Origin of the sequence: Mycoplasma sp. ATU-Cv-703 (assembly GCA_004011965.1) — a bacterium.
In the GTDB taxonomy this organism is placed as follows: Bacteria; Bacillota_I; Bacilli_A; order Mycoplasmatales; family Metamycoplasmataceae; genus RYZV01.
Map to the genome: position 1 here is coordinate 62,261 of RYZV01000001.1, position 21,224 is coordinate 83,484.

At 39.9% G+C, this 21,224-nt stretch carries 6 protein-coding genes; all 6 read right to left on the minus strand.

The window, feature by feature from the left end:
• Positions 1-261 precede the first annotated feature (261 nt).
• Positions 262-5,145, minus strand: coding sequence for a lipoprotein 17-related variable surface protein (locus CSE00_RS00225; RefSeq protein ID WP_127942553.1), 4,884 nt, complete (start codon positions 5,143-5,145; stop codon positions 262-264).
• Between the two features lie 205 nt (positions 5,146-5,350).
• Positions 5,351-10,234 carry a lipoprotein 17-related variable surface protein gene (locus CSE00_RS00230; protein WP_127942555.1) on the minus strand — a complete coding sequence of 1,628 codons (4,884 nt, stop codon included), beginning with the start codon at positions 10,232-10,234 and terminating at the stop codon, positions 5,351-5,353.
• A 236-nt stretch (positions 10,235-10,470) separates the two neighbouring features.
• Positions 10,471-16,860 (minus strand): lipoprotein 17-related variable surface protein, encoded by a 6,390-nt coding sequence (locus CSE00_RS00235; RefSeq protein WP_127942557.1) that lies wholly within the window; start codon positions 16,858-16,860, stop codon positions 10,471-10,473.
• Positions 16,861-17,210: 350 nt separating this feature from the next.
• Complete coding sequence (locus CSE00_RS00240; RefSeq protein WP_127942559.1) at positions 17,211-19,655, minus strand: lipoprotein 17-related variable surface protein; 2,445 nt, start codon at positions 19,653-19,655, stop codon at positions 17,211-17,213.
• A gap of 268 nt (positions 19,656-19,923) precedes the next feature.
• Positions 19,924-20,664 (minus strand): hypothetical protein, encoded by a 741-nt coding sequence (locus CSE00_RS00245; RefSeq protein WP_161565510.1) that lies wholly within the window; start codon positions 20,662-20,664, stop codon positions 19,924-19,926.
• Between the two features lie 123 nt (positions 20,665-20,787).
• On the minus strand, positions 20,788-21,216 hold the full coding sequence (locus tag CSE00_RS00250; protein ID WP_161565511.1) for a hypothetical protein: 429 nt from the start codon (positions 21,214-21,216) through the stop codon (positions 20,788-20,790).
• Between the last annotated feature and the right edge of the window lie 8 nt (positions 21,217-21,224).

The window sequence follows — 21,224 nt, forward strand, 5'->3', positions numbered from 1 at the left end:
CTGAAAGCATTTGATTGATAACTTCTTTTCAAAGTCTCCTCACGAATGATAAACTGACGATTTAACTCCATCAGTTTCAAATAAAAATCCCCAACTGACCGTTGGGGAAATTAGTTGGAAAAGTTCCGGGCAGTTTCACACGCAACTTGAGGAATTGCTATTTAGCTTCAATTCCAGATTTTTAGGAGTGCCATTGCTACACAATTTCGTCCATAAATTGCAAAGTTTTCGCATTTTCTAGCGGATTTTTTCAAATAATGACTAAATAGGTGGAGTCAGTTTGTAGTACAGCACTCAAATGTATCTACTTCTGATTAAATTTGGTTTTTGAGTTGAATTGACATACAAGAGAGTTTCGGGTTGTAAATTCGTCCAAAGGTAAGTGTTGTAAACAAGCCAAGGTCGGAAATAAATGGCAGCGTTATATTTTTTGTCGTTGTAACCTATCTTATGGTTAAACGTGGTTTCGTAGATTTTCTCAAACACGATCGTTATCCCAAGTTCATCTAAGTACTTTTTAAATTCAATCGTGTGCTGTTTAAATTTACCCGGAATGCGGGTGTAGCGTTGGGAAACAAAAATGTCTTCTATGCGGTAGCCATTCAACCCACCCGGATTGTAAAAGCCTGCAGAAAAGCCTGTAAAATACGGCCAAGAGAAAACCACAGAACGGTTAGCCTGGTTATCAAATAATTGCTCTTTAGCTTTAAGGTTAGCATCTAAGGGCGTGGATGTGTCATGCACTGGATCGGAAGAGCCAAAAACTGGTAACTTAACTTCCATTACGTAATGTCCATCGAAACTTCTAAGAATTTTGGTCCCTAAATCGCTTTGCATCTTTGGCGTAAAAAGTTTAGTTTCTAAGTTTTTCCTTTGATTCACAACATCTATCATGAAACCATGCATGTCATCTTGAACACGAAATTTAAAAATGCCGTTGATCGGTTGAAGTCTTAAACTCTCGTTCACGAGCGCACTGGCATTAGTCAAAGGATTATCAGTTCAGCGAGCCGGTGAATCACCTTTTACGGGTGAAATTGTCCGGTAAATAACTGCGGCTTCAAAAATCATGTAGTAAGGGTAGCCATTTTTTGAACTATCAATTCTAATGAATTTGAAATAAGGCTCAGCCTGGTCAAAGAGCGTTCTTAAATTAGGACCGACGTTCTCAAAAGTATCTTTTCAAAGCGCGGGAATTTTTTTTCAACTAACGTAGTATCTTTGACTGTCAATTGCCTTGAGTCATTTTTGCACGTCAGAAGGTTTTTCGTAATTAATTGGCACCTTCAAGTCAAATCTTCTGTCAAATTCCGGGAACTTCTCAGCCTGGGACAATAACTTTTCTAATTTTTTCTTCTTGGCTTTGTGAATCGGATTGTTTGTTAAATCAGATGGAAACTCAGGTAAGGAGTCGGATCCGTAAATCTGTTGCAAAATTCCTCGAAAGTGGCTCTTGTCAACGTCTACTTGCAAGTCAGACGTAAAGTATTCCTGTGAATTAATTCATTGTTCAAAAGCTCCAGCGATGCTCTCCTTTGAATCAAATCCGGTCAACGTTCTGACAAAACTTCTCTTGTATCGGTAAAAATCATTTGCGTAGACTTTTTGGTTGAAATCGTCGTACTCTCTTCCCTTGAGACCGATCACAAACACAAATTCACCCTCGGTTGGGTATGAATCTAAGAAAAATCAACTTTCTTCCACGTGAGCATTGGTGTAAAGAGTCGCTTTGATCTCCAGAGTATATTCGTCATCAAACGTAAAAGTTGGGAATTTTTTGGCTAGACCGGTAATTTCCATAAACGACTTGGCTTTCGTGCTATCAAAGGTAAGGTCCCGGAGAACCGAATCTATCCCCGTGTACTTAACTAGTGAACCGATTAGACCTTGCGAATCAGTCGCTATTTGGGCTGGAATTTGTTTTCTTCACTTGATAACATGTTCAAAGAAGTAATCTTCAAAACTTGGGAAGCCGCTGATAACAATTGTACGATCTGCAATGACCTGCTGATCTACCAAGCGGATAAGGGGAGCGACTAGGATGCTGCCGTGAAAATTGGTTCCATTGGGAATTTCTACCAATTCAAAAAAGAGTTGACAATCAGGATCTAGTTTGGTTAAAATCTGTTCCAAAAATGACGTCTTGTTGACTAATTCTAATTGGTGTAAAGAAAGCTCTTCAGCTAGAGGGCGGACGGAGTACTCACCACTGATTCACCAATTTGATTTACCGGTTTTGTCGTAACTTAGTAATTCGCTTATTTGATCTTCAGAAAGACTGCTGAGCCTTACATCGTAGTAAAAGTCTTGAAAAATTAGGTTAATCGTAGTCAACATTTTTTCTTTAGCAGCGGCGCGCTTAGAGTCGTTTCAATAGTTTTCAATCGTGATTTTCTTTTCTTGACTGTGAGAACCACTTTTGACGGCAAGCATGACAGTTACTACGCCGCTAGTGTCATCAACTTCCAAAACGTTCCAACTAACGGCCGCGTTATTTAATCTTGCATCGTCAATACGATCAATTCCAAGTTGGTCATAACTGTATTTTGTGCCTACTTCAAAATCAGTGACTAACTTTTTGGTGAAAGCGGTTGTCATTTTGCTGGGCAATTTTGCGACTATATCCGCAACATCTTTTTGGTCAAGACTCTCAAAACCATTAAACTTGAAGACAAATGTGTGACTTACTTGACCATAACTAACTAGCAAACTAAACACTATTGATTCACGGTCGGTTAACTCTTTAATCAGCACTCATTGCAACTTTACGCCGTAAAGACGCGGGGGCAAAGTAACTCCAAACTCGGAAGATCTGTGTTCAATGTCTTCGGCGGTTATTTTTCAAGGATCACGCCCATGGTAGTATGAACCTGGTTCGATCTTAAACGTGTGACTATCGCTGTTGTCACCCATGCCGTTTTTTTCACGGATAAATTTAAGAGTTTTGGCGACCTTGTTTTGGTCGTGCTCTTGTCTTGTCATGAAACCGCCCATGACATAATTACGTCTCAAGTGTAAGTTTTCTATTTGAATGTGGATGTTAATTTTTATCCATCCCTCTTTATCGTTATAGTCAACCTTGTACATATCAAGCTCAGCGTGATGAAGTTCTTCGTCAGTTGGTTTTTTGAGATTAAAAGTGTCAAATAAAATTAACGATCCTACTCTAGACAAATCACTTGGTAACACATGGGCTATATTTGCTTGAGATAAACGATTGACCACTACCTCGTAAACTTCTTCTAAAATCCTTCCATTCTCTGGATCAACACTTTTAAAACCAAAAACGGTTAACTCCCGGGTTAGTTTTGTTTTGCCTCTCTCAATTTTTAGGTCAACTTTTATGGTTCCTACAAGGTCATTAAACTCTTTAACCGTTAAATCGTAGGTAAGTCCAGTTCAAATGCTAGATGCTAATCCAAGCTCTTGGAAAGTAACTTTGTTGCCAACGTTTTTAAGTTCGGAGGGCAACTTGTCGCTAAAACTAGTTGGTGCTAAGTTAGCAAACTTTGTAGCGAAAATTTTTTCTAGGTACATCGAGTTAGTTTGGTAGCCCTTGATAGTGATCAGTGTATCTTCATTCCCGTGGGCTGTCAAATCTTTTACGAGCAACTTAATGGTGCCTAAATCGTCATCGGTCTCAACAATTGAAAATTCAAACTTAATGTTTTTTCTAGGTTGAACGGGCAAAGGTTGTAAACCGAGTTTTTCCAAAGTTAATTTGCCATCTAGCTCTGTCAAACTTGAAGGCAATCGGTCGTTCAAACTTGTTCGCAAACCATCAATTTGTTTGACAAGTTTGTTAAACTCGGGAGTAATTTCTAAATTTTTGTTTAAATTGTCGCCACTATCACGGTAAAAACCCTCAACCAAAACGTTTGTTTCTAACTTTGTCTTTCCAACTTTGATCTCTGCCAGCAGAGTTAGTGTGCCCTTCTGATCGTCAGCGACTTTTGCGGTAAAGCGGATCTGCGCATTTGCAAACAGTCAACTCGGTAAAGCAGGTAGTCCTAAATTAGTTAAGCGACTTTGACTTGCTACAAACGCTTTTTTAGCAGCCGAAGCAGGCAGTTTGTCGTACTTTGTTTTCCAAACAAAACTTTCTCGCAGGTAGTTTTTAATTTTTTGAGCGCGGGTTTGATCTGTGCGGTCTTTGACTTTTTCAGAATTTAAAAACCCGCGGATCATAACAGTTTTGCTTTTTTGAAACACCTGGTTATCAAACTCAAAAAACATTTTGGTTTTTAACTCAATTTGGCCGGTTAAATCGCTCGTGTTAACTCCCTTTTCAAAAGCAATTTGGATTCCCTCAGGCAACTTGTCAATCTCAGGAAATTTACCAACTCCTAGCTGGTCGTAAAAGTCGTGATCCACGATCCTTTGCATGAGCGTCGAAGGCAACTTGTTAGAATGAGTAGTTTCTGCATCTTTAAATTTCTCCAGCGCCTTCATAATTGCATCTAAGCGCTTGACCACCTTCGGGTCAACGCTTGACTTAAGACCCACTACTTTAAGCGGTAAATCTAACTGCTCTCCGCCCAAGTTAACACTTAAGATAATCTCTAACTGGCCCGCCGATTCTTCGTAACGGAGGATTTTAATTTTGTGCTCGGCTTGACGAAAGTCAAAATAGTCGTCAATTCCTAAGTCTTTGGCGGCAAGAGATTTAATGTCGGTCAAAAAACTGGCGTCTAATTTTTTTTCTAAAGAAGTTGTTAGTTCCATCTGCGGAGGTAAACAGCCGCGTAATCTTGCAAAAAAATCAGACGGCCGGATTTTTTGAAACCCGGAAATTGTTAACCCCGTTTTTAAAATTTGACTACTTCCATCAACTTTTTTCAAACGAAGATCCGCTTGCAATTGACCAGTTAAATCATTGGTAACTTTAACTTCAAACTGGTGCTGCTCACTAAAATTTTGCGCAAGACCCATTTGAGCAGGCGAATACAAGTGACCCTTTTTAAAATCCAAAACCGCTGTGTCATTTAAAACTGTCAAATAAGATTTTTTAACTCCGGATGACTTATGCGGAGTTTGGTGGCGGTTTTGTTCTGACGATCCAAACCCAAGGGTGCAACTAACTAAAGAGGTGGCCGACAAAACGCCTAGGCCTAAAAATGTGCTGAGTAAGGTAAACTTTCTCACATTGTTCCTTTCAGATGTAAACTAAGATTTATCTAATTAACCAAGATGATTTAATCAACTGCAAAGTTTTGCCACCAAGATTAACCCAATGCCGAAGGTCGTGTTTCAAGTAAGTGGTAGTCACTCTTCCAAGAAAACTAGTCTATCGCGGTAGGTTAATAAGATTTTTTAGATCAAACGCTCATCGCTTGATAACGCACTTAACCTACTTAGGAGGGGCTAGCAATTTGTAGTGAAATTCTCAAATGGTTTCACTTCTGATAAAAATTGGATTTTGAGCTGAGTTGACGTAGGTAACAGGTTTCTTTTCCCAACTTTTCCATAGATGGGCATTGTAAATAAGTCAAGGTCGGAAATGACTGATGGCGTTATATTTTTCGGATCTATAACTTACTGAGGTATCAAACCCGCTCGTGTAGATTTTCTCAAACATAATCGTTACACCAAGTTCATCCAGGTATTTTTTAAACTCAATTGGGTAATTTGTAAATCTATCCGGTAAGCGAGAGTAACGTTTGGCAACAAAAATATCTTCTATGCGGTAACCAGCCAACTGACCCGGGTTATTTTTGCCTTTAAAATATGGCCAAAGGAACAAGCCGCGGGAAAGGTTAGCTTGACGATCGAATAGCCACTCTTTAGCTCTTGAATTAACCACTGACGTTGGTTGTAGATCAACCGGTATTGTGTCAACTGTCCCGAAAGTTGGCAATTTAACTTCAATTTTGTGACGACGATCGCCTCAACTTTCAAAAATTTTGACTCCTAAATCACTTTTGGTCTTTGGAGTGAAAAGTTTGGCTTCTAAATTGCTCTTTTTGCTCACCACATCCCACATGAAATTTCTCATGTTACTTTGTGATTGAAATTTAAAAATGCCGTTGATCGGTTGAAGCAGACTATCTTGTATGAGCGTACCGGCGTAGGTCGGCGGATTATCAATTCAGCGATCCGGTAAATCGCCTTTTATGGGTGAAATTGTTCGGAAACGAATTGCGACTTTAAAAATCATGTAATCACTAAAATCACCTTTTTCAATTTTGATGAATTTAAAGTAAGGTTCGGCTTGGTCAAGAAGCACCCTTAGGTTGCGACCCTTTCCCTCAAAAGTATATCTTCAGGCTGCGGGTATTTTCTTTCAACTAACGTAGTGTTTTTGTCTGCTAATTGCCTTGAGTCATTTTTCTACATCGGAAGGTTTTTCGTAATCAATTGCCACCATTTGATCAAGCTCTTGGTGCTCTTTGGTGGCCTGGGACAACAATTTTGCTAAACGTCTTCTCTTGACGCCGTGGATAGGATTATTTGATAAATCAGCTGGAAACTCAGGCAAAGTCTCTGAACCGTAAATTTGTTGCAAAATTCCTCGAAAGTGGGTTTTGTCAATGTCTTGTACCCAATCTGACCCAAAATGTCTTGGCCAATTGATTCATTCTTTAAAAGCCCCAGCGATGTTATCTTTTGACTCAAAACCGGTCAACGTTTTGCTAAAACTTCTCTTCTCCTGATTCAGTTTGTTAGCGTAAACTTTCTGGTTAAAATCGTCGTACTCTCGTCCCTTAAGACCGATCACAAACACAAATTCACCCTCGGTTGGGTATGTAGGTAGGTACATGAAATCTTCTCTAATAAGAAAATCGGCGTAAATAACTGCTTTCACCTCCAGGGTATATTTGCCATCAAACGTAAAAATTGGTAATTTTTTGCCTAGGCCGGTAATTTCCATGAACGACTTGACTTTCATGCTATCAGCTTTGAGACTCCAGATCCTATCTTCTATGTCCACATACTTAACTAGTGAACCGATTAGGCCTTGCGAATCGGTTGCGATTTTAGCCGGGATTTGCTGTTTTCAATTGAGAACTTGAGTCTGGAAGTAACCTTCAAAATTTTGGAAACCGCTAATAATAATTGAGTGCTGTTCCCTAACTTCCTGGTCTACCAGGCGGATGACGGGTCTAACTCTGATGCTGCCGTGAAAATCAATTCCGCTGGGGATTTCCACCAATTCAAAAAAGATCTGACAATCAGGATCAATTTTTTCTAAAGCTTGTTTTAGAGCCGGCATCTTAGTCGCCAGTTCTAATTCCTGCCAGGAAATTTTTTGCCCCACAGCGTACTTTGGATGGTCACCGTTAATTCACCAATTTGATCGATTCGTTTTATCGTAGCTTAGTAATCCGCTTGTTTGCTGAGCAGAAAGACCACTTATCTCTTTATCATGGTAAAACTCTTGGAAAATCTCGTCAATTTGACCCGAAATTTTGTCTCTAGCAACTCGACGTCTAATGTCATCTCAATAGTTTTCAATTGTAATCTTCTTTTCTTTGCTGTAGTTTCCGCTGACAATCTTAAACAAGACGATGACTTTGCCCTTGCGGTCGTCTGTTTCTAAGACTGTCAAACTAATGTCAGAGTAATCAATTCTTCGGTCATCAAAGGCATCAATTCCCAATTGATAGTTTCTATATCTTTGACCGACTACATAGTCAGTAACTCTTTTTTTCGCCAAAAATGTAATCATTTGGCTCGGCAATTTTGCCACAATATCGTTAACGGTTTCAATGGTTAATTTTTCAAAACCATGGATGTGGAAAGTTAACGTATGTCTTGCTTTGCGGAAACTAACTAACAATTGGAACACCAACGTATTGCGAGTAGTTAGCGAACTAACTACTGACCAATGCAAATCTACGCCGTAAAGATTAGAGGGAATTTCGATGCCAAAACCTCTGTAGTCGCGAGCGATGTCTTCAGCGGTAATTTTTGAAGTGTCCCAACCGTGGTAATGAGTAAAGGGTCGAATTTTAAGCGTGAAATTGTCGGTGGTTAAGTCCCCGCCGTTTCTTTCACGAATTTTTTGCACAACTTCGGTTACTTTTTCCTCGTCAAACTGCTGCGCGGTCACGAATCCGCTCATTAGGTAATCTCTTCGTAAGTAAAAGCCATCCTTCTCAATCTCTATGTGCCACTTGATTAAACCTTTTTCGTCGTCAAGTTCTGTCGCATGCAAGTCGTACTTAGTTCCTTTGAGTTGTTCCTTAGATAGGTCGGGCAAACCCAGTCACGCCAAAGACACCGTTTCGTATGAAGTAATAAGACTAGTTGGCATTAAATCTCTTCTGACCTTGTCTAAGCGCTCAGTGATTAATTTGTAAACATCTTCTAGGGTGCTAGCAATTGCTGGATCAATGCTTCTAAAACCAAGAATTGTTAATGGACCTCTAGCACTGGCCTTCCCACGGGCGATTTCTAGGTTGACCGTGACACTTCCTGCCACATCGTTTGCTTGATTAACCGTTAAATTTAACCTAGGTGCTTGACTTTCGTCCCACCCAGGTAGAGTGATTCCCAAATCTTCAAAAGTAGTCTGCTCGTTGACATTTACGATTTCCGAAGGCAATTTTTCGGTAAAAATGGTCCGCGGTAATTGATGGGATAATTTGGTGACAATTTTTACTAAGTACGATGAATTGGTTTCAAACCCTCGCAAATTGATGACAAGTGATTCTCTTTCGCCGCTTTGTCAAGTGCTAACAAGAAGTTTTACTAGTCCTAGATCGTCATCGGTCTCGACAATTGACAATTCAAAATTAGCGTCTTGTCTGCGTTTGCTGCTCAAGGGTTGGAATCCAAGCTTTGCAAAAGTCAACTTGCCCTTTAGTCCTCTAAGACGAGAGGGCAACGTATCCTTGAGACTTGTCTTTGCGTTACTAATTTGATCTAAAAATTCCTTGAGATCACGAGGGATTTTTGAATCCTTTACCAAGCGATTTGGGCCATCAAAGTAAAACCCCTCAACCAAAACGCTTGTCTCTAACCTCACTTTACCGACTTTAATCTCAACTAAAAGTGTTAGTGTACCTCTTAGGTCATCAGCAGCTTGAGCGGTGAAACTAATTTGCGCCTGATCAAATAATCAACTCGGCAAAGCCGGCAACCCTAAGTTAGTTAGCCCTCCTCCACTCGCCACAAAAGCCTTTTTAGCGGCTGAAGCCGGAAGTTTGTCGTACTTGGTTTTTCAGACGGTTTTTTTGACAAGGTGGTCTTTAATTTTTTGAGCGTGAGTTTGATGCTGATGGTTTTGATGTTCGTGGTTTTCATGTCGATCTGAAGTTAAAAACCCGCTAATCATAACCGTTTTACTTCTTGCGTACTCAAAGTTTTTGTGTTTGAAAAGCATCGTAATTTTTAGCTCAATTTGACCGGTTAAATCACTAGTATTAAGACCTTTTTCAAAGGTGATTTTCGTATCTTCGGATAACTGGTCAAACTTAGGCAAGGGTCCAACACCCAAGTGATCATAAAAGTCAACATCCCCGATTCTTTGCATGAGCACGGAAGGCAGCTTATTAGACCGGGTAGTTTCTGAATCTTCAAATTGGCTAAGCGCCTTAAGAACTTGGTTTAGACGCGCGCTAACTTCGGGGTCAACATCAGACTTAAAACCAACTACATCAAACTGTAAATAAGTCGTCTCTCCGCCCAGAGAAACGGTGAGAACAACTGCCAATTTCCCCGCAGCTTGGTCATAACTGAGCACCTCCGCTTTGTGCTGGGCTTGACGAAAATCAAAGTGGTGATCGATGCCCAAATCTTTCGCTGTTAGAGAATTAACATTTTCAAAGAAATTCGTTTCTAACTTAGTTTTTAAAGAGGTTTCTATCTCTTTTTCTGAAGCCACTGCGCTGCGTAATTTGGCAAAAAACTCAGTCGGTTTAACTTTTTTAAACCCCGAAATTATCAGTTCCTTTTCTAAAATTTGACTACTACCATCAGACTTTTTGACACGAAGATTTGTTTGTAGTTGACCAGCCAAATCATCGGCAGTTATAACTTCAAACTGGTGCTCCTTAGTAAAATGGTTTTCAAGACCGACTTGCGCGGGTGAATAAAAACGCCCTTCTTTAAAATTCAGAACTGGCTTGTTAGTAAAAATAGTCGAGTAGGATTGTTGGCGCGCAGCAGATTTATGTGTTTTGTTTTTGCGCTCCTTAACTGGTTCAGATTCAAATATGCAACTCGCTAGAGAAGCTACGGGCAAAAGACCTAGGCCAAGGTAGGCACTAGTTAAAGCAAATTTTTTCATTTTCTTCCTTTCAGATGTACACTAGTTTAATTCTACTCCTGCTCTAAACGGGTTTAGCAAAGCGTTAAGGTAAAATAACGCTCACCTAGTTGTTGGCGCTTGCTTCACAAAATTTTTTAAAAGTTTAGTTTTCGAGCCCTAATAACTTTCCCATGTTGCCAAAACTCGTCAATTTTAAATTTTTCCAAAAAAACTCGCCCAACTTCAAAGTTGGGCGAGTCAACAAGTCTTGGCGTTTAATTTCTAACTAGTTTGTAGAGAAGTTCCCAAGTTACATCGCTTTTAACAAGAATTGGTCGGTTGGCGGAGTTGATGTAAGTATCTGGTATGTGCCGGTAAGCGAGTCAAGAGTGGGCGTTATAAAGTAGTCAAGGGCGCACCTTAATAACCGCATTGTAGTCGTGATGGTTGTAGTCAAGTTCGTGAGTAAATCAATGGTAGGCGGTTTTTTCAAACACAATTGTGATGCCAAGTTCACCAAGGTATTTCGTGAAGTTGATTTCGTGTTCTTTGTATTTGGTTGGATAATGAGAATAACGCTTGGAAACTAGAAGATTTTCTAAGGCGTGAGAAACTAAAAAGCCTGGAGCTCCTTCGCCGTGCTGGAAGCTAGGTCAAACTAGGTGACCTAGTTGGCGAAGAGCTTGCTCATCTCAAAGCAGTTTCTTCGCTCTCAAGTCTCTTTCCCATTTTGGTTCGTTGTCAAAATTTCTGATTTTCCCGTCTTCGTAAGTGGCTCCAAAAACCGGCAATTTAACTTCAATTCTGTAATTCTTTTCAGTGGTGTTGTGTTTCAATACTTTTACACCTAAATCGTTTTCCAATTTTTGGTTAAACAATTTGCTTTTGACAGCATCTAACTTAACTACGTTTTGCATAAACTCTCTCAAGTTGCTTGGCACACGCAAGTGGAAGTAATGGGATTTGACTTCGGTAAGCAGACTGTTAAAACTAGTTTGATTTCAAGAGTTGAAAGGTAAAGGATTCTGGTCTCATGTGGAAGGCAAGTCACCTTTTTTGGGCGAAATTGTTCGATAATTTACACCCGTCTCAAAAACCATGATAGTTTTTCCTTCTCCATCATCAATCACTTGTCTAAACTTAAAATAAGGGATAACTTGATCAACTAATGGTCGCAAACTAGCATCAAAAGCTTTGTCTCAGGCGATTGGTATTTTGCTATAAATTTTAGAATCACGGTTAAGTTGCTTGTCAATAGCGGCCAATCACTTCTTGACGCTGGCAGCATCATAATAGTCAACCTTAACCATTTTTTTTCTGTGATCGTTATGTTGTTTTTCTGCCTTATCAAGCAAATACTTCAGCATTTTTGCCTTATCCTCGTAAATTGACGATGAAGCAAAATTGTACGCAAACTCAGGAAGTGCACTTCCGCCGTAAATTCCTTTTAAAACACCCATAAAGTGGGTATTATCAATATCGTTTGTTGATACATCAAATGGATTGTCGCGGTTATACTTCCTGACCCATGACTCATATGCCTTATTCACGCTATCAATCGAGTCAAAGCCGGTCAGCGTTTTGACAAAACTTCTCTTATTTTGATGCAGTTTGTTATCGTAAACTCTTTGGTTGAAATAATCGTAATTCTGTCCCTTAAGACCGATCACAAACACAAACTCACCCTCGGACGGCTGTACATTAAAGTATTGTTTTGTAACAATTGAGTCCGTGTAGAAAACTGCCTTCACTTCCAGGGTATATTTGCCATCAAACGTAAAAACTGGTAATTTTTTGTCTAGACCGGTAATTTCCATGAATGACTTGGCTCTAATGTTATCGCCCTTGAGTCCAAAAATCTTATATTGTATATCCGCGTATTCAACTAGCGACGCAATTAGACCTTGCGATTCGGTTGCGATTTTAGCGGGAATTTTTCCCTTTCAATTGTTAACTTGAGCATGGAAATAATCTTCAAAACTTCGTAATCCGCCGATCACAATTGCTCTTGAAAAAATTTCTAAGTCAACGTACCGCACGACTGCCCGCACCCTGATGCTGCCTTGAAAATTGGCGCTTTCAGGGCGCTCGACAATTTCAAACGAAAACTTATAGTTGGGATCCATTCGACGGATTTGTTCCGCAAGCAATTGGTGTTTCTTAACAAGTTTTAATTCGTCTAATGAAAACTCCTTACCTTGGGACCAACGTGGGTTGTCACCGATGAACAGACTACCGTGATTGACTTTATCGTAAACAAGCAGTTCGTTAACTTGTTGCTCCGAAAGGTCACCAATCTTTTTATCTCGGTAAAAATCTTTGAAAACATTGTAGAAGTTTGCCACTTTTATCCGAGTTTTTTCGCGCTTAGCTTCGTTCCAGTAACCCTCAATGAAAATTGTCTTGCTCTTTTTAAAATCGGTGGAATCGGTTCAAAGTGTCGCTTTTATTTCAAGTGTACCTTTTTGGTCGTCTAACTTGAGAACGACTAATTTGAATTTAAGTATCTCGTCTAACACATCAGGGAAGTTAACTCCCAATTGAGCAAAAGTGTATTGTTGGTTGACCTTAAAATCACGAACGGATTTTTCGCTTAATTTAGTTGTCAAGCGGAATGGCAACTCTTGCAACTTAGTTTCAATCAACTTTTCAATGTACGGTTTAAAACCTTCAATCCTGAAAATAACTCTCTGCGTGATTTCACCTCGCGACACTTCCAAAGTCACGATTACCTTTTTGTTAGCCTCTTTGGTTAGAAGTTCTAGAGATCACTCTACTTCAAAATCATTTGAGATTATAGGCAGGAGGATTTTCCAAGCAAGCGGATTTTTCTTGATTTCATCAATGGTAATTTTTGAAACATCACGGTCGTAAACTTCGGAATTGCGGTCAACTTTGATAATGATCTCTTTGGCAGAAGAATCAAAACCGTTTTGTTTTTTAATCTGCTCAACTAACCTATTAACTGCTTCGCGGTCCAAAGTTGACTTCTTGAGAAAACCGTCAAGCACTAAAGTGCTGGTTTTCTTTTCGCCCAGCTTGATAAGTTCTAGGCTAACCACTAGTTCACCGGCGTTGTCATCGGTTTTTTCCACCAGCATTTTGATTTTAATTCCTTTTCTCTCGCTGGAATCTAACTCTGGCAAGCCAAACTTAAGGAAGCTTAGCGATGCGCCTTTTTGACCCATTTGACTAGGCAGTAAGTTTAATCTAACTTTTTTCAGACGTTGCTTAATTAGCTCCAGTAGTTCACTCAATTGTTGAGATACTTTTTTAAATCCGCCGATCACCAAACTTTTGGACACCTCAACGCCATTTTTGCTCAACACAAATTTGACGCTTACTTCTCCGGTCACATCGTTTGTCTTTTCCACGGTTATCCGCAAATTGACTTCTTGACTTAAATGCTTTGGCAGCGGACTAAGACCTAAATCTTTAAGAGTTGTGTGTGTCGCAAGCTTAAAATCACTCGGCATGGTGTTAGTTAAACTCGTTGAGAGGTGATTTTTTTCAATTCAAGCTAGCAGGTTGTTTAATTCTCCAGCAACTGAAACATTCGTTTTAAAACCTTTAACGCGTCACTTTGTTTCCAACTTGAAACTAGATTTGACAAGACTAATTTTGATTTCAATTTCTCCGAGTTTGTTATGGATTTTGCCAATCCTTATACCCACATTAAAACCGTCCCTAATTTTGTCCGGAATTTGGGGTAGTCCTAAGACACTAAAGTTAACTTCTTGGTTTATTTGACCAATCTGGCTCGGTAATTTATCGCTTTTAGAGGTCTTTTGTCAGTTTGTTTCAATCCATTTAACCAAACGATCAGCCTGGTCTTTTAACTCTCTGTTGTAATCGGTAGTTGTTTTAAATCCGCTAACATCAAAATCGGTGATTTTAGTTTGACCTAACTTGGCGATAACAACTTTGACCTTGGTAATCCCTTGATTATCGTTAACTCTTAAAATGGTTAAAGTTATTTCAACATCGTCTGTTTGCTCAAGAGGTAAAGCGTCAATACCAAGTTCTTGGAAACTTATGCTCTCGTCTTCCCGGCCAATCTCGCTTGGGAACTTGTCACGGAAATTAGTGGTCCAAACTTGGTTTTTAATTGAGTTTATGATCGCGTCTAGTTCATCGTTAACCGTTTTGAAGCCTTTAATTTCAACTTCTTCGCTCAGTTCAACCCCTTCGCGCTTAAGTTTCAATAAAACTTTCAACTTGCCGTTTACGTCGTCAGTTGCTAGCAAGGTAAACTCGGTTTCGGGGCACCCGTCTTGGCAAAATTCGGTGTTTTCAAACGATTTTATCCCCAGCATCTCCGGTGTAAGTTGCTGGTTTAAGTATCCGATCTCGCTCGGCAATTTGTCTTTATGAATTGTGTCAGCCAGATTTTTCTCAAACCATTTAAGTCTAGCTTGAAGGTCATTGAGAACTTCCGAACTGGTTTTGAAACCAAACACCGTGTGTTCAAACTTTTCAACTAGTTTGGCCTTGCGAATAGATACAAGCAAATCAACCGAACCTTTGGTCTGGTTAACTGCAATTACCTCAACAGTTAGTTCGTATTCCCCAAAACGTTCTTCTGGCAACTTACCAAACCCGAGATCTTCAAACTGGATTCTTTTTCTCCCCTTAATTACAGAAGTTGGTAAGTCATTTTCAAGACTTGTCCGGTGGTAATGGCCTTTGATCCAAATGAATAAGTCTTTAATCTCATCACGGTGGGTTTTGTACCCAATGATGGAGTAATTTCTCCGCTGCCTTACTCCCTGTTTGGAAACCGTTAACTCAACCCTAATCTCTCCATCAAAATCATCAACTTCTACGATTTTAAAACCAACTGAGGCACCTTCTTTTTCTTGGGAACTAAGTTCGTTTAAACCAAGTTTAGTTAGATTAGTCGTCTCACCCACGGACCCGACTTTGCTTGGCCGCAAATCTTTTTTAGTCAATGTTTGGTGGCGGTTACTGCTAATTCAATTAATTAAAGCGTTAAGTTCAGCGTTAATTTGATATTCGCGTTCTTTTTCAAACTCAATTTTTTTCTTGTAACCTCTAACGACGATTCTGCCAACTAATTTTTGACCATTTTTGGAAAGTTCAACTTCAACTTCCAATTCGCCGTATTCGTCGTCCACTTTAACGATAGTTAAATTAACCAAAATGTCTGACTTAATTTGACGCGGTAATTCGTTTAAACCAATCTTTTCAAAGTCAACCGCTTGTTTTCTAGTCCCAACGTCGCTTGGTAACTTATGACCAAACCTTGTTTCATGTTTACTTTTTTCCAAGTAATTTAGCAAATTCCGGAGTTCTTGCTCGATTTGCTGACGCTCTTGGTCTTTAACTTGTTCCAGCGTTAGAAAACCTTTGATTAGTAAGTGCGTCTCCACGGCAGGAGCGTTTCCAGCTTTGATCGTGGCAACTAAAATGAGTGTTCCGGCCTGATCATCAGCGGTCCCTAACGTAAAACTAACCTCGACTCCATCCAAAATTTCCTCGGAAAGATCGGTTAAACCAAGCAGAGTGATACTTGGATTTTTCGCGTTGATAAATTTCTTTTTAACGTCCGAAGGAAGTGATTTTTCGAGCGTGGTATTTTTATCAAAATCGTTTTCTAAGTAATTTTTGATCGTTTGAACTTTAAGTTTGTCCTCGTCTTGTTGGACTTCGTCTAAACTTAAAAATCCGCTGATTAGAATTGTTTTGCTCCGTTCGACAGAATTATTTTCGTGTTCAGCCTTGAGTGTAATAACCAATTCTAACTGACCTTTGGCATCACTGGTATTTCTTTTGTTGACTTTAAAACCAACCTTAATCTTCTGCTCGTCAAAATCAGGAAAAGCGCCGATGCCGAGTTGATCCCAAAAACCAGCATCTTCCACCCTTTGGGCAATTTGGGAAGGCAATTGACTGCTGTTAGTAGTTGTGTATTTCTCACCCAATTTTTCCATTATTTGGCGGATTCTTCCTAGACGACTTTTCAAAACCGAGTCTTCCATAGCCAAATCGGTCACTATCAAATTTTCAACGGTTCTATCTTGGTTAGCGATAGCAATTTTTAAATCAATCACCAACTCGCCCACTACGTCATCGCTCTTGACGGGGCTTATAAAGTGCTCAGCTTTACGAAACTTAAAGTACTCTCCGATTCCTAGAGAATCCACGTTTAAAAGTCCTAGGTTTTCTAATTCGCTTGGTTTAGGTTTGTCAATTAAGTCGCTAACTAGCATTTTATCCGACGGTAGCCCTTGGACAATCTTGTCCAAAAATTCCCGGGCGTTATAACTTTTAAAACCTTTAATTTCGACATTTTCACGGAGTAATTTGGCTGGAAAATCCTGGGTATGCTCCACATTAACGATGAGAGTACCCGTTAAATCATTGTAGTCTTTGACTTCAAACTGGAAATTTTTGTCAAAATAACTGCCAAGGCCTAGCTGGGCAGCGTCATATCTTTCGCCTATTTCATAACCCAAAGTATCCGAATCTTTCAAAGCGGTCGTGTAAGAATCTTTTGGGTTGACAATGTCTTTTTTGTCCTGATCGTCTTTTTCAAGGTTTTTTTCGTCATCAAAATCTCCAAAACTTCCGCAAGCTATTAGAGATGCGATGGGCAAAGAAATTAACCCCAGAGAGGTGGTAAACAAAACTAATTTTTTCATTTCAATTCCTTTTCTAGACAATTATAACATTTACGCTAATTTTTTCACCTGGGTAAAACGTTTCCAAATTGCGTTAAATTAGTCTATTAAAACTGGTAAAAACTCGTATCTACCAATAATTTTCCTTTGGTTTGATGTTAACTTTTTCGGTGAGCGGGCTCAGACTTAACAAAGTTAGTTGTTGTTAAAAAGTGGTTTTAAAAATAACCGGATAAACCTATGCTTGGTTTACCCGGTTTTGATTACTGCGAAGTGATTTTTTATGGTTCTAAAAAACTGCAACTGGAGAGTTTTTTAATAACTGTTTGCTCGTTAACTAAACGCGAAGTGTTTTTGAATCTAATTAAAGTTTAAGCAGTTAAATAACCGTAAATGGGTTTAACAATCCCGCGACTGTGAGTTTTATTGCTGTGGTCCACAACCACAATATCTATTCAAATTCCTCCGGCATTATCGTCAACTTTCCACAATTTTAAACTGATGCCAAAGCCGTCCAATAGATCCTTAGGAATGTCATTTAGTCCCAGCAGTTTTAAACTCTTGTGAGGTGCCGATTCAAAGTCTTTTGCAACTTGGGAAGGAAGTAGGTGTTTTAGTCGAGTGCCTTTTCGAAGTTCGTTTTCTATGTGATCTAAGATAGCTTGGACTTTGCTTCTATTGCCAACCTTAATGTTATAACCTCCAACCACAATTTGCCCGGTCAGTGATTGCCCGTTTTTAAAGAGTTCAACCTCTAGTTCTAATTCCCCTCTTTGATCGTGAGCTTTAACGATTTTGAATTTGGCTCCAACGTCGGTTGGGATTAGTTCTGGGAAATCTTTCAAACCGATTTTGGCGTAGTCAGCCGACTCTCCCTCGGATCCAATTTGACTCGGCAATTTATCTGCCAGTCAAGTGTCGTAGCGTTTTCCTTCCAGGGAAATGAGCAAATGTTCTAACTCCGCTCTGATTTGTTGGCGGTCTTTTTCATGAACGTGGTTAGGCTGTAAAAATCCTCGTATGTACACAGTAAAGGTAAATCGACGATTTTTGGAGTAATCTGTGATCTTACCGTGTAATGTAATCCATTGGTAGTTCTCAAAAACATTTCCCAATCTGAATGTGACATCAAGTCCGTTGGTCAAATTCTTAGGAACGTCATTTATGCCCAGCAGTTTGAAACTCTTATTTGCCGCTGAGTTGAACCTCTTGGCAACGTGGGAAGCAAGCAGATGTTTTAATCAGGTGCGCTTTTCAAGTTCGTTTTCCACGTAATCTACGACAGCTTGAGTTTGGTCTCTATCGCCAACCTCAGCGTTATATCCTCCAACCACAATTTTTCCGTTCAGCGATTGACCGTTTTTATAAAGCTGAACCTCTAGTTCTAATTCCCCTTTGAGGTTGTCAGTTTTAGCGATCGTAAGCGTGGTTACAATGTTTGACGAAACTAAATCGGAGGGGTTTTCTAAACCGATTTTTGCAAAATCAAATGAGTCTCCTTTGGACCCGATCTCGCTCGGCAATTTTTCTTGCAGTCAACTATCGTGACGTCTTCCTTCCAGAGAGGCGAGTGCTTTTTCTAACTCTGCCCGGGCGTGCTGGTGGTCTTTTTCCTCAATTTCACTAAGTTTTGCGTATCCTCGGATGTATAGAAGTGCACTGTGACTCGCGTTATTAGCCTGATCGGTGATCTTAAGTCTGAACGTTACAATTCCGTGGCTATCGTCAGCATTTCTTACTTCGTATTTGACATCAAGCTCGTCTATTAGTTGCTTAGGAATGTCATTAATACCTAGTAGTCCTAAACTTTTGTTTGAAGCTAAGTTAAAACTTTTAGCAACGTGGGAAGGAAGTAGATGCGTGAATCGAGTGCCTTTATCAAACTCGTTCTCTATGTGCTCTAAAACGGCTTGAGCTCTGCTCTTGTCTCCAACATTAACGTTGTATCCTGCAACCACAATTTTTCCAGTCAGCGATTGACCGTTTTTGTAAAGTTCAATTTCTAACTCTAACTCCCCGTTTTGGTCATCGGTTTTAACAATTGTTAGCCTTGTTAAAATGTCAGACGAAATTAAATCTGGGAAAGGCTGTAAACCGATCCTTGAAAAACTGACTCCATCTCTTATAGATCCAATTTGACTCGGCAGTTTGTTTTCCAGCCGTGTTTCGTGACGATTTTTTTTCAGAGAAGCTAACGAGTTTGCTAACTCTGCCTGGATGTTTTGGCGGTCTTTTTCCTGAATTTGATTCGGTTTTAAGTAACCGCTGGCACTTCGATTAAGACTGTATCCGATGTGAGCGGCACGGTCAATGATATTAATTCCAAGTCTGATTGTTCCGTCAGCATCGTCAATTTCTTTTAAAGAGTATTTGAAATCAATGTGCTCCAGCAGATGGTTAGGGATGTCATTTAGGCCCAGTAGTTTTAAACTCTTTTTGGGCGCTAAGTCAAACTTTCTTCCAACGTGTGAAGCAAGTAAATGTTTTAATCGAGTGCCTTTAGCTAATTCGCTATCTAAGTAATTCATAACAGCTAGCACTCGAGGGTTTTCCTTAATAAACGGACTTCGTTTGACAGCTGTCTCCGTTTCCGGTTGGACTGCATCATAACTTCGGTCAACCCCAAGACTCAAAGCGTCAACTTCGTTTGACTCAATCGGGTAAGCGCGGATCGCTTGAGACTGCTCGTGCTCGCGACTAGCGGTTTTTTCAAGTTTTTGCTTTCCCTCGGATTGAGAACTTCCGCAAGCGACAATCGTAGCCGTCGGCAAAGAAACAAATCCCAAGGTAGTAGCAAGCAAAAATACTTTCTTCATTTCAACTCCTTTTTTGCACCGTGATTATAGCATTGCAAGGTAATCTTCCTTCTGCTCTACAAGCTCGTCGTGAGCCCGTTTAATTAAACAAAACATCACTTCAGAAGGTTGCTGGTCAAGGTCTAGCGCTATTTTCAATGATGTTTAAGTGGGCAGAATTTTTAGGCCCTGAGAGTTTTTGGCTAATCAATCAGTTAGGTCCTGCAACCTAGATAGCGCCCGTAGTTTTACCGCTCTACTTAATAGTCCTTTTGGCAGAGCGAGCAATCTAACTAAAACGCGGGGCTGCTTCTAAAACCTTGTCTATTTTAACGGTGGAATAGCCAGCAACTTTGAAGGAGAAAGTTTTTTCAACGCCAGCGATTTTAAGTTCTAGTACAATCTCTAATTCACCAACTCCGTCATCGTAATCTAAGATAAAAACGCGGTGGAAAACGTTACGAAATTGAAAATAGTGGGCGACACCTAAATCGCTAACGGACCAAAACTTCGTCCTAGTGAAGATGCTGGCCTTAACTTGATCAAGACTAGTTCATAATGGTGCATCGCTCGGAAGATGTTGAACGACTTTTTTCAAAATTTGCTCAGGATCTTCCGTTTTAAAACCTGATATTTGGACAAAGTTGAGAAACTTTTTAACCACGCTTGAACCTTGGACGGCTTCAATTCTAGCGACAACTCTGCCCGAAACGTCATCGCAAAATGTGATGACAAAACCAAAATCTGCGCCGAGAATTTTTTCGCTACCAAACCTTTCGGATAATGAAAGCGCTAAATCGTCATTAAAAAATTTGTCAATTCCCAGTTGAGAAGCGCTGTAACGCTCGCCTTCTCGAAATGATAGCGTGCTAACATCGCTCAGCGACGTCTTAATAAAAATTCTTTCGGCTGCTTCTCCATCATCTCGATTGCCCACAACACCAGAGGCTCCGCAAGCCACCGTGGAAGCAATCGGCAAACTAACTAAGGATAAATTTGTGATAATTCAGGGCAATTTTCTCATTTTCATCTCCTGCCAGGGTGATTTTACCACAATTACTGCTACCATGACCAGTCTATTGAGATCAAAATACTCCCATTTTTAACTATTTAACGTCAATTTGGCTTCCGGTTTGCGTTGGCAGCGATAACTTTATGAAAAATCAGCCGTTGAATTTTTTTTGATTTGGGTGGTTATTTTCAGGTCAAAGACCTGAGAACCGTCAGGATGGCTGGAAAGACCTGGTAAAAAATAACTGTCACCGACGTGAAAATGAGCCGGCGGTCGGTAAGTATTTTGAAAAACTTGCCGAAAACTTTTCCAGGCTAATTTTTTAGCTCAAGAAGTTAACTGACTGCTTTGAATGGCTTTGAAAACTAATTTAACTACCAGTTGATGCTCAGCGTGTAAACCGTCGGCGCTAGGAACTGAGACGATCAAATTGACTAATTTTGAATCTTGGTTAGACGAACTTTTTTCTGCAACTGAGCAAGCCGTTGCCAAAGCGGGCAAGAAAACTAACCCGCTCGGCAAAACAACTTTGGGCCTAAAAACTGCCGCGATTTTCTTCCACATTTGCATCAAAAACC